Raw genomic sequence first — 11,932 nt, 5'->3', positions numbered from 1 at the left:
TCGGGAAAAAACTCCGACTTTTCCCCATAAAGAGGTAATTACTCACAAAAAACGAGGAAATAACCAAAACTAGACAGCATCACATTCTTCTTCCGAACAGTGCCCGGCAATCGTCTCGAACTCCAGGGTTGCATGAGCAATCCCTTCTTTCCGGAGTACCGATTTGATCTTACATTTCAATGGGTCCATCTGCTGCATACTTTCAACCACGATATGTACAGTTAAAGCCGTCTCCGTCGTACTCAAGGCCCAAATATGCATATGATGAATACTTTTAACTCCGGGAACAGAAACAATCGTCTGTCCGATATGTTCGTAATCTGTTCCGATAGGAACCCCATCCAAAGAAAGCCGCAGGCTTCCCCTCAATAATCCCCAGGTAGAATATACAATAATGATAACAATGACAATTCCAATCAAAGGATCAATAATATACCAACCTGTATGCTGGATAAGGATACCGGAAATAACCACCCCTATTGATACCAGGGCATCTGCAGCCATATGAAGATAAGCTCCCTTTACGTTCAGGTCCTTTTCTTTGTCCCGCATAAAAAGCCAGGCAGTTACCGCATTGACAATAACCCCTGCTCCGGCAACCCACGCCACAGCATCTCCATCCACCGGCCGAGGATGGAATAATTTTTCAATACTTTCCGTTAAAATAAATCCGACAGCAATGAGAAGGATGACGGCATTCAGCAAGGATACCAGTACGGTACTCTTTTTATACCCATAAGTATACCGGGTATTGGAATGAATTTTTGACAGACGAAATGCCAGCATAGCTAAAACCAGACTGGCAACATCCCCCAAATTATGACCGGCATCGGAAATCAATCCCAGAGAATCATACCAAAAACCGGCGATAAATTCAATTATGACAAACCCGGCATTCAGTACAATACCTATGATAAAAGCCGTATTTAAGGAAGCAATTTCAGCTGAATGCTCATGTCTGTGTTCGTGTGCCATACTTTCTTTTTTCAATTATCCGGAATAAATTAAATGGAACTGATTATTTCCTGACTGTTTGGCTATTTCAATTTATTGCCTAAACGAAGGACAATAAAAATATACGTAAAAACCCAAACAGACCCTCCCTGAAAAGGGTGAATTATTCTTAAAATCTTTTTTAATAAAAATATATCCTCAAAAATCACTCAAAAATTCCTGTATGGAAATTCACTTCTGAAACGGTAAAAAAACCACTGATAAGCATCCAATAGTCCGGCCATTCCCCTGTTTTACCCCATTTCAACGGAATGTGAAATAACTCCTCTGCTGTACGGCTCAAATCGAATCCCAAAGCTTCCAGGGAAGGACGGATCAAATCCGGATGGCAACAGGGCAAGTTCCAAATTTTCCTGCACTGCTGTTCTGCACATAAATGACAGGTACCGGCATAAAAAGCCCGGCTACCGGAAAATTCAATTTCCAGTTCCCGCAAACGGGGATCCGTTTTAGCCCTTACTTCTACGAGCATATGCCGGACAATTTTCTGACTTTCCTGCTCCGGCATCGGATACAATCTCTCCTTTTGTAAAGGAATAATTTGAATTCCAATCAGGTATACATATTTATAAGCTTGTAACCCGGCAACTGCATCCTCTTCATAAGGAGGACACACCCAACATCTGTTATAGCGTTCGCATGCCCGGCAAAAGGCCAGAAACTTTTCCGGATCCCGGTACTTCCGGATATAGTCTGCCGCCTGCAGTTTATAAAAATGATAAAAGAGTGTATACTTCATGAAAGTACGTTTTACTGTCCGGAAAAATCTCCTTATCCTTTTTACGGTTTTATAACCAAAATTGAAAAATAGGTAAATGGATGATCCTGAATTTCGGTATAAACAGAAGTAATGTATTCCGCTTCCGTCCCCACCTGTTCAAAATAAAAGTAACGATACTCCGGATGACGAACCATATAAGAGCGTAATACGCCTTCGCCCAAAGGCACTTTCATAATAACCACGGTATAACCGCGGGCGAGTGCTGATTCCAGTTCTTCTTCCGAAAGGTTTCCGGGGATTACCAACATGCGTTCCTGTTGCCTGACGATATGTAACCCGATGGAAGCTCCTGCAGCAATAAATGCAGGAACACCTGCAACCATTTCTACCGGGCTTCCCAGTTGCCTTAATTTTTCAAAAATATAATTAGCCGAAGAATAAAAACCCCCGTCTCCTTCAGCCGTTACAGCTACATTTTGTCCGGATTCAGCCCTTTTTACCAATTCCCGGCAAACATCGTCGTATATTTTATTGACCGCCCGCCGGTCCGTCGACATAGGCACATAAAAATGACGTATTTTCTCTCCGTCTATGCCTAAAACTTCCAAAATACGGGCGGCCTTCGATTCTATCTTCTCTTTTTCCCGTACAGTAGCCGGACAAAAAATGACATCTGCCGCCTGCAAAGCTTTTAAAGCTTTTACCGTAATCAATTCCGGTTCTCCCGGTCCTAAAGAAATACCGCTAATTTTTCCTTTCATAAATCAAAAATGAATAGATCCTATTTCCCTGCAAAAATCAGAAAAAAAATAAAAACGGTCAAAATATTAATGCTATCTTTGCGCATGCGTCGGTAATTTCCTAACGGAAAGAAAAGGGAATCCCGTGAAAATCCGGAACTGTCCCCGCAGCTGTAAAGTCTTAACCGCCTAAAGACGGGTCTTTTTGAAAAATATCCACTGAAGTAATCGCTTTGGGAAGGAGAAAAGATGACAAGTCAGAAAACCTGCCGATTCGTAAACAATTATTAATTAATCTTTCGGAGGAAAAGAAAATGAAATGTCTTTTTATTCTTATTTTTATATTATGCAGTAGTTTTTTTATCTGCTGCCAATCCAATACCAGTAAACAAACACCTAGCCCCCAGGAACTGACTTCAGGAAATCCTGCAACACTTTTAGAAGTCCGTTATGCAGAAGGATTCAGGCTGGAATACGGGAAAAACTATATTTTGTTACGAATACGGGATCCTCAGTCCCAGAAAGGTGATGAATATTGCTTCGCTCTCCGTCAAAGGGGAACAAAGCCCCGGATACCGTCAGGAATAATTCCTCTCGATCTCCCGGTAAACCGGTTTGTGTGCATGACTTCTTTGCAGCTTTCTAATTTTATCCGTTTAAACGCTACCGAAAAAGTAGTGGGGATCAGCAGCACCCGTTTTCTCAGAAACAATCTGATCCGTCAACAAATGGCAGAAGGGAAAACACAAAAAATCGGTATTGAAGGGAATTTCGATCCGGAGATTATCATGAGTCTGGCCCCGGAAGTAATCCTGATTTCCCCTTTTAAGCAAGGCGGATACGATGCCATGAAAGAAGTGGATATTCCCCTGTTACCCCATCTGGGTTATAAAGAAACGACTCCCCTGGGACAGGCAGAATGGATCAAACTCATCGGTTTACTGACGGGAAAAGAAAAAGAAGCCAGCGAAATTTTCAACAGCATTGAGAAACGGTATAATAACTTAAAAAAATTAACGGCCCATACAAAAAAACGACCGGTTGTGCTGAGCGGAGAAATTCACGGAGGTAGCTGGTATGCTGTAGGAGGCCGCAGCTTTTTAGCTCAGGTTTTCAAAGATGCCGGAGCCGACTATTTTTTGAAAGACGACCTGCGTTCAGGAGGTATAAATTTGGATTTTGAAACAGTATACAATCAAGCAGATAAAGCAGACTATTGGCGGATTTTAAACAGTTTTCCGGGCAGTTATTCCTATGAAGCACTGAAAGCGCAGGACGCCCGGTATGCTGATTTCCGGGCTTTCCGCCAGAAAGGTGTCATTTACTGCAACATGCGGGAAAAAGCCTATTACGAAGAAATGCCAATGGAACCGGATATTTTGCTTTCCGATTTTATAAAAGTATTTCATCCGGAATTGTTACCGGATTATACTCCCGTTTATTATCATTTATTAAAAGAATAGCCGATTATGAGATATCCGGGTAAAAACAGTATTGGGATTTTTCTGATTACCCTTTGCATCTTCTTCTTTTTATTTCTGAATCTGGTTTGGGGATCGGTATCTATTCCGCTTTCTTCGATCGGAAATATCCTTCTGGACAGAGGTAATGAACCGGAGACCTGGCAGAATATCATCTGGAAATCCCGCTTTCCACAGGCATTGACAGCACTTGTTGCAGGAGCAGGACTGTCTATCAGCGGTTTACAAATGCAGACCGTGTTCCACAACCCGTTAGCAGGCCCTTCCGTATTAGGAATCAGTTCCGGAGCCAGTCTGGGAGTAGCCTTTGTCGTGTTATTTTCAGGAAGTATAGGAGGGGTTGCCCTCAGCCATCTGGGATTCATCGGGGAAGTCGCCCTGTCAGTTGCAGCCATTTCAGGAGCCTTGGCAGTTATGTCCCTCATTGTCTTTGCTTCCCGGAAAATCAAAGGGAATGTCACCTTGTTAATTATAGGGGTAATGATCGGTTACATCGCTAATGCCATCATTGGGGTATTGAAATACTTCAGTGTGGAAGAAGATATTAAAGCTTATGTGATCTGGGGACTGGGAAGTTTTTCCCGGGTATCCGGTAATCAAATGACTCTTTTTGTCATTCTGATGGTTATTCTTATTCCTCTGTCGTTTCTGTTGGTAAAAACCCTGAATCTCCTCTTATTAGGAGAAGGATATGCCCGTAACCTGGGATTGAACATAAAACGTGCCCGTATAGAAGTCATTAGCTGTTCCGGAGTACTAACTGCAATTGTAACAGCTTATTGCGGCCCCATTATCTTTTTAGGCCTGGCAGTGCCTCATCTTTGCCGCGCGATTTTTCAGACTTCAGATCATCGTATTTTAATGCCGGCAAGCCTGACCATGGGAGCAGCCCTGGCTTTACTCTGCAATCTCATCGCCCGCATGCCCGGTTTTGAAGGGGCACTGCCGGTAAATTCTGTTACAGCCCTGATCGGAGCCCCGGTGGTTGCTTCCGTTTTATTCCGCAAACGTAAAAATGAATGGAATGAATAAACGAGCCACTATATCGGTACAAAATCTTTCTATCGGCTATAAATCGAAAGGAAGTCAGAAAACAGTTGCCCAAAATCTCAATGCCGATATTTACAGTCAGGAACTGACTTGTCTGTTAGGGGCAAACGGGGTCGGGAAATCCACCCTTCTGCGAACGCTTTCGGCATTTCAGCCTAAACTGGCAGGAAAAATTCATCTATTGGGAAAAGACGTGAGCACTTATTCCGACAAAGAACTCTCCACTTTATTGGGCATCGTCTTAACTGAAAAATGCGATATCCGCAATATGAGCGTAATGGAGTTAGTGGGCATGGGCCGTAGTCCTTACACCGGATTCTGGGGAAAACTCAGCCCTGATGACCGACAAATCGTAGCAAATGCCATTGATATCGTCAATATCCGTCCTTTAGCCCAACGGATGATACACACCCTAAGCGACGGAGAACGACAGAAAGTAATGATCGCAAAAGCATTGGCACAACAAACTCCGATAATCATTTTGGATGAACCTACCGCTTTCCTGGATTTTCCCAGTAAGGTCGAAATTATGCAATTACTTCATCAACTTTCCCGTGAATCCGATAAAACAATTTTCCTGTCTACCCATGATTTGGAATTAGCCCTTCAAATTGCCGATAAAATCTGGTTAATGGATAAAATAAACGGTTTGACAACCGGTACTCCTGAAGATTTAGCATTAAGCGGCCATTTGAGTAATTTTTTTGCCCGCAAAGGGATCACTTTCGATTTGGAATCCGGACTCTTCCGGATTACAAATAACTATCGGCACAACATCCGGCTCAACGGACACGGACAAAAATATGCTATGGTTCGTAAAGCTCTACAACGCAACGGGATTCTGGCAGACCGAAAGGTAGAATCCGATATTCTGATAGAAACCGGCGAATTGCGAAACCCTGAATTTATACTGCATTTTCCTCAGCATCCCCCGATTAAAGTGACGACTATCGAAGAATTACTCAAAGAAACCGATGCTTATTTAAATATTTACAAGAAAAAACCGGTGCACCAAGAGACTTCTTTACCTGTTCCCTCCGGATCGGAAGAGGAGATCTCATTCTGAATGAAATAATGGATTTATCTCCGGAAGAAGAAATTACCCCGTAAACAGCTTTGCTAAACGCGACAATTGAGGATACAATAAAAATGACTTTGTCAGCATTTTCCGAAGAAAAAGCCTCCGTTTCCCGGCCGGCAGAGTGAAAAGGATTTTTATGGAAGAAACTGTCTCAGCCAACAAATATTCCGGTCCGCACTTTTCTTTTCCGGAAGCATTATATCTTAACACATTTGCGCAAAAGATCGGTTATTTATATGAAGATTTATTCGATACCCCGTTTCCAAAGAATAAATTCAGATTCTATCCTTCACCGGTTTCCGGAATTAAAATTATTTCCAGACAACCGCTTCCAAACAAAGGAGTACATACCTCCTGACATTTCTGTACCAGCAAATCGAAAAAAGGATGAGCGGGAGGAAGTATCAGCCAGAGCTCCCGGGCTAATGTAATCTGCCTTATTTTTTCCAGAACTTCTTCCTCTGCTCCCGCTTCCTGAGCCAATGCAATGATAAAATCCCGGTTCATCAGTACATGACGACTGTGGGTATCCCCGTGGCCTTCCGCTAATTTTACAGCTTTTCCGATCATAATACCCATTGTGATACGGGCTATCTGCTCTTCTCCGGCTATTTCCAAGGTTTTACCTATATAATTTCCATAATGGACAAAAGCCTGAACCGGTAATTCCGGAAAATGCTCCTTTAATATTCTCTCACTTTTAGCTCCGGAATTAATGACAATATGAGCACATCCTAAAGCCCTGGCTACCTGAATTTCTTTTCGGATAGTAGCTATAAAAGCCTCTGCAGAAAAAGGTTTTACAACACCAGACGTCCCGATAATCGAAATCCCTCCTTCTATTCCGAGCTTGGGATTAAAGGTCTTTAAGGCCAATTCTCTTCCTCCGGCTACAGAAAGCGTTACGTCCACTCCCTCAGAAATTTTATAAAATGTCAGCAGTTTCTGAATCTCTTCCCGCATCATCCGGCGGGGAACCGGATTTATGGCAGGGGCCCCCATTTCCAACCCCAAACCCGGCAAAGTTACTCTTCCCACTCCTTCCCCCTGCAAAAAACGAATCTCTCCGGCTGTATTTAAATTCACGGTAGCACTCACTTCGCATCCGTTGGTAACATCCGGATCATCTCCCGCATCTTTAATAACGGTATAAGTCACTTCTCCTTCTCCTTTTCTGCCAATCTTTACCGGTAATTCCACTTCTTCTCCGCATGGCAAGGTAAACCGGCAGCTCTGTATGACTTTTCCCGTTAAAAGAGTTATTAACGCAGCCTTTGCTGCCGCACAGGCACAACTACCCGTAGTATATCCTGTTTTTAAAGGGAAAAAACCTGGCAACAAGCGTTCTAACTGATGCCGGAAACCGTTCTCTCCTCTGACAATATAGAAAGTCTCCGGGATTAAAGGGCGTTTCAGTACGATTACCGGTATTCCTTTTGCTACTGCCGCCCTCACTTTCTCTTCGAAAAAACCGGATGTCCCACTCTCTTTTGTCAATACGGCATCCGGACGAATCCGTTCTATCAGTTTCCCCACTTCTTCCCCCTCTTCATAATACAATAGCCTGTCTACCGGGAAATTATATTTCTCTGCTAAAGGCAATGACTGTTCCCGGCCCCATACCCGGAACCAGCAATTATGTTGCCGCCAATACGCTTCCAGACGGGGGATGGTCTGTACCCCCGTCAATGCCAGCAGATTCCCGATATTCCGACTGCGGAGAAAAGCAATTATTTCCGCCCACGACTCACACCAGACAAAAGAAGTATCCCGGGGAGGATACGTCCGCTCATAACGTATGACAGGTATATCCAGTTCCATAGCTGCCTGCCTTATATTTTCCCGCAATTGTACCGCAAAAGGATGGGCCGCGTCTACCAGTAATCCGATCCCTTTTTCCCGGCAAAAGGAAACAATGCCAGTAGCATCCATACCTCCGGTAAGCCGTTCCGCAGAATGACTCTCCACCCGCTGCCGCTCCCCTTTCGTCGAGTAATAATACTTTTTCCCGGCTCCATCCAACAGCTGTAGGACAATTCGTCCTTCCGTCGTTCCTCCAAATACTAAAATCACAATTTCTTTATTAAATTTTCATCGGAAATGCTGCAAACTAAAACGAACTAATTGCTTGTATCTTTTCCCTGCCGATAGAGATGAGTAAAATGCCCGCAATACAATTTAGATAATCCGTTCCGGTTATCTATAGATTCTCCCACGACAATCATTGTCGTCAAGGTCAACTGATTTTCGTTTACGATCGCTGCCAGATTCCCCAATTTTCCCCTGAATATTTTCTCATCTTTCCAGGTCAAATGATAACATACAGCCACAGGAGTCTCCGGTGGATAATGCTGTAATAACTCGTTTTGAACCTCTTCAGCAATGGAAGCACTCAGGAATATACACATTGTACTCTGTGAACGGGCCAGCAAATGCAATTTTTCCCTCTCCGGCATAGGAGTACGCCCCTCCCCCCGGGTCAAAATAATGGTCTGGGTCTTTTCCGGAATAGTAAACTGAGAGCGCAATGCCGCCGCCGCCGCTAAAAACGAAGAGATACCAGGGGTAATATGATAACGCATTCCATAGTGATCAAAAAACGCCATTTGCTCCTGAATAGCTCCGTAGATACAAGGATCACCCGTATGCAAACGCACGACAAACAATCCTTTATCATAAAATTTTTTCATCAAGGCAAACTGTTCTTCCAGCGTCATAGAAGCCGAACTCCGCACAGTGGCGCCAGCCTTAGCGTAATAAGTCAATTCCACCGGTACCAGACTACCGGCATATAAAATCAAATCCGCCTCTTCCAACATTCGCTTCCCTTTTACAGAAATCAATTCCGGATCCCCCGGCCCTGCACCGACAATCTCGATAAAACCACCCCGTTCCGCAGTTTTCTCCAAAGCTATAGCATAGGTAAAATGATTATCCTCCTTCAGGCATCCCCTCTGTTTTTCAATCAATAATACAGTATTTCCGGCACTCTTTAATGCTGCCGGTTCCGCTACTCCGTATACCCCTGTCACTTCAAATACTTTTTCCGAGGGATGAGGTACTTCTATACCTTTCAATTGTTCCGGAAGGTAAATCCGGAGATCCGCTTTCCACGCTTTTGCTAAATCGTGAATCAAAGGCTCTCCCTTTTTCAAATCAATCGTAGCAAGGACTTGAATGGACCCGGCAGAAAGATGATGACGTTTTAGATCCGTTTCTATATATTCCTTAACCCCGGCGGAACTGCAATCTTTCCGGCAACCTATACCCAGATGTAATACTTTCGGACGATAGTATAAAACCGGTTTACTGAATTCATAAATAAACGGAGTTACTGCAATGATCAATTCATATTTCTCTTCCGGAATTGCTTCCCGTCTGTAATATATATCCACATAGGCCGGAACAGTCCGTTCCAGTTCCACAGTCCCATCATTCCGGACATCCAGTAGTAATGCAGCAGGTTTCCCGTTGACAAAAGAAGCAATCAATTGATTCATCGGCAAGGAATGCTCCGTTTCCCATCCTTTCTCTTTTCCCAAAACATCCAAAGCCCAGAGCCCCGTATTATCGCTCTGAGTCGTAACAACGGCCTCAGCTCCCAGACATCTTGCCAGCCGACAGGCCAGTTCATTTGCCCCCCCCAGGTGTCCGGATAAAACCGGAATTACATAACGTCCCGTAGAGTCAATACAAACCACAGCCGGATCGGTATATTTCGATTGAATGTAAGGAGCGATCGTCCTTACAGAAATTCCTAAAGCTCCAATAAAAATCCAGGCAGAGTAATGAGTAAAGTTTTCCTTCACGAATTTTCCTAAGGTTTTAATTGGTAAGGTATTCTTCCTTTCCTGTAGCGAAAATATGTCTGCCTCGATCTCCTTTCTCAGTACCTGAACAATTTCTTCTCCTTTATCAGACAAAATAATAATTGCTGTTTTCATCATTCTGTTTTTCTTTTAAATCTGGACGATCTTCTTTGCCCGGATCACCACAATCGGGTTATACTCATTCAAAGCGACCCGGTCCCGCATTTCAATCTGCAGGCCTAATCCAACGACAATTTCTTCAAACGAACGAAGGCTTTCTTCCGATACGGCATTAAACACCAATATCCCTCCCGCCTTCATTTTCCGGATGATTTTTCTGAGCATTGCTTCCATCTGTCCCCCATATCCACCCAGAAATACGGCATCAGGACACTCATATTCAGACAAGTCTACCTCCAGGAAATCGGCTATTACCGCTTCTATTCCGGGAGCGCCGAATTTACGGCTATTTTTTTCCATTAATTCCCTCCCTTCTTCCCGACACTCAAAGGCCGTAATATGCAAATGCGGGAACTGTAATTTAGCTTCTATGGATACCGAACCGGTACAAAAACCGACATCCCAGAAATAATGCCGCTGATAGAGATCCAACCGGCTCAATGTCAACAGACGAACCGGCATTTTCGTGATCATCCGTTCTCTTCCATTCAACAGATAAAATGTTTCCTCCGGTATACCAAAGAAACGCTGCCGGAGAGCTATTCTTTCAAGAATCAGACAATTCGGATTATCGAACTTTTGTATAGCAGCTTCCTCCAGTTTCCATTGCCGGACGGACTCCCCCGGATTCCCCAGTTTTTCGCCAACCGTCATCCGGTAATTATCGTATCCATAGGTCAGCATCCGCTCCGCAATAGCCGCCGGCGTATGCCGGTGATCCGTCAGTACTCCGATTTTCTCCTTTCCTTCTATCAGAGCTTTATCAAATTCATGCCAAGGACGTCCCGTCAAGGAAACCATATACATATCCTGATAAGGCAATATCAGCCGGTGAGCCAATACCTGCAAAGAATTAAAACAAGGATATACCCGGAGAACAGCCCCCGGCAGGTATTTACGTATGGTATTGGCAAAACCAAAAAATAAAGGATCCCCGGAAGCAAAAACGACAATCTCTTCATAGGCCGCATAAGTCTGGAACACTTCTTGTAAAGGCACTTTTATATCTATCCATACCCGGTCCGCCGGAAGCAAAGAAGCAACCAACTCATAATGCCTCTTGCCCCCGGAAAAAATACGATGGCTTTTTATTGCAAAGAGTACTTCCTTACTGAAAACGGGAGAAGGACTGTCTTCTAATCCGATAATATAAAATTTCATATTTTTGTCGTTAACGGTCAAGCAATTTCTGGAATTCCTGAAGGAAACAACCAATCTGATAACCACTGACAAAGCCGTGGTTCACAGACAAAGATACCGGCATCATCCGTTTCCCCTGTTCCAGAACCACCTTTCCAAATGTAAAAATAGGAATATTGGTATGCGGCTCTGAAGGAATTGACAATTGTACACTCGTAAAGCGATACCAGGGATTAACACTAATCAAAAGAATATTCCGGCCATGTTCCTTTTCACTGTGAGCCTGCCCTTCTCCCCGCTTAGCCGCCTCCACAAGGGGACTTGCTTTTTCCTGAAAGACTTCCCACTTTTCTTCTGCAGGTAATAGCACTGAACGATAACTTCCATCTGCAGTTAAAACAGGCGTAAACAGGTCAATCCGGTCGTATAATACCACTTCCTCCCCCTCCTGTCGGTACCGGAATTCTTCGATACGGTTGGCAGCCACAAGAGCCGCATGCAGATAATACAAAGCAAACGAAATTTTTTGTTTTTTCGCTCTTTCGTATGCCCGGGTACAATCCACTTCAACCGTTACCGCTACCATAGGATTGAAAAAAGTCCTGAAAAATAAATATTCTTCTTTCCGTTTCCAAGTGTCTATATCAATGACCCGCCTCATATATCCGATTTATTTTTATTTTAAAAGTTAATTCACCAGTCCTTATGCCGGTTTA

General features: G+C 43.7%; 9 protein-coding genes, 1 pseudogene and 1 riboswitch. Of the genes and pseudogenes, 3 read left to right on the top strand and 7 right to left on the bottom strand.

All coding sequences use genetic code 11. From position 1 onward, the window contains the following. Positions 1–69: 69 nt before the first annotated feature. The 3 genes from Q0465_RS03190 to cobI form a co-directional block, all read right to left on the bottom strand. Positions 70–975: a cation diffusion facilitator family transporter gene (locus tag Q0465_RS03190; RefSeq protein ID WP_298612705.1), complete on the bottom strand. Its 906-nt coding sequence runs from the start codon at positions 973–975 to the stop codon at positions 70–72. Between the two features lie 184 nt (positions 976–1,159). Next, complete coding sequence (locus Q0465_RS03185) at positions 1,160–1,753, bottom strand: DUF2284 domain-containing protein (protein ID WP_298612703.1); 594 nt, start codon at positions 1,751–1,753, stop codon at positions 1,160–1,162. 41 nt (positions 1,754–1,794) lie between these two features. Then, positions 1,795–2,496, bottom strand: a complete 702-nt coding sequence (cobI, locus tag Q0465_RS03180; RefSeq protein ID WP_298612701.1) for a precorrin-2 C(20)-methyltransferase — start codon at positions 2,494–2,496, stop codon at positions 1,795–1,797. Between the two features lie 73 nt (positions 2,497–2,569). Continuing rightward, positions 2,570–2,764, top strand: a riboswitch (cobalamin riboswitch). A gap of 25 nt (positions 2,765–2,789) precedes the next feature. Between cobI and Q0465_RS03175 the strand changes: the two genes are divergently transcribed. The 3 genes and pseudogenes from Q0465_RS03175 to Q0465_RS03165 form a co-directional block, all read left to right on the top strand. Beyond that, complete coding sequence (locus tag Q0465_RS03175) at positions 2,790–3,938, top strand: ABC transporter substrate-binding protein (RefSeq protein WP_298612698.1); 1,149 nt, start codon at positions 2,790–2,792, stop codon at positions 3,936–3,938. A gap of 6 nt (positions 3,939–3,944) precedes the next feature. Continuing rightward, positions 3,945–4,988, top strand: a complete 1,044-nt coding sequence (locus tag Q0465_RS03170) for an iron ABC transporter permease (protein WP_298612696.1) — start codon at positions 3,945–3,947, stop codon at positions 4,986–4,988. Continuing rightward, positions 4,981–5,922, top strand: a pseudogene (locus Q0465_RS03165) (ABC transporter ATP-binding protein); the annotation flags it as partial. The gene Q0465_RS03170 and the pseudogene Q0465_RS03165, both read left to right, overlap by 8 nt. A gap of 447 nt (positions 5,923–6,369) precedes the next feature. Here Q0465_RS03165 and cbiD read toward each other — a convergent pair. Genes cbiD through Q0465_RS03145 form a run of 4 tightly spaced genes read right to left on the bottom strand, consistent with a single transcriptional unit; the run spans position 6,370 to position 11,877 of the window. Then, on the bottom strand, positions 6,370–8,160 hold the full coding sequence (gene cbiD / locus Q0465_RS03160) for a cobalt-precorrin-5B (C(1))-methyltransferase CbiD (RefSeq protein WP_298612691.1): 1,791 nt from the start codon (positions 8,158–8,160) through the stop codon (positions 6,370–6,372). 47 nt (positions 8,161–8,207) lie between these two features. Continuing rightward, positions 8,208–10,031 carry a precorrin-4 C(11)-methyltransferase gene (gene cobM / locus Q0465_RS03155; RefSeq protein WP_298612982.1) on the bottom strand — a complete coding sequence of 608 codons (1,824 nt, stop codon included), beginning with the start codon at positions 10,029–10,031 and terminating at the stop codon, positions 8,208–8,210. Between the two features lie 15 nt (positions 10,032–10,046). After that, positions 10,047–11,237 (bottom strand): precorrin-6y C5,15-methyltransferase (decarboxylating) subunit CbiE, encoded by a 1,191-nt coding sequence (cbiE, locus tag Q0465_RS03150; RefSeq protein ID WP_298612688.1) that lies wholly within the window; start codon positions 11,235–11,237, stop codon positions 10,047–10,049. A 10-nt stretch (positions 11,238–11,247) separates the two neighbouring features. Next, positions 11,248–11,877 carry a CatA-like O-acetyltransferase gene (locus Q0465_RS03145; RefSeq protein WP_298612686.1) on the bottom strand — a complete coding sequence of 210 codons (630 nt, stop codon included), beginning with the start codon at positions 11,875–11,877 and terminating at the stop codon, positions 11,248–11,250. Positions 11,878–11,932 lie beyond the last annotated feature (55 nt).

Origin of the sequence: uncultured Odoribacter sp., assembly GCF_937966165.1 — a bacterium.
Classification (GTDB): Bacteria; Bacteroidota; Bacteroidia; order Bacteroidales; family Marinifilaceae; genus Culturomica.
Note: the sequence above shows the minus strand (reverse complement) of the source record. Positions and strands in the feature narration are given on the sequence as shown.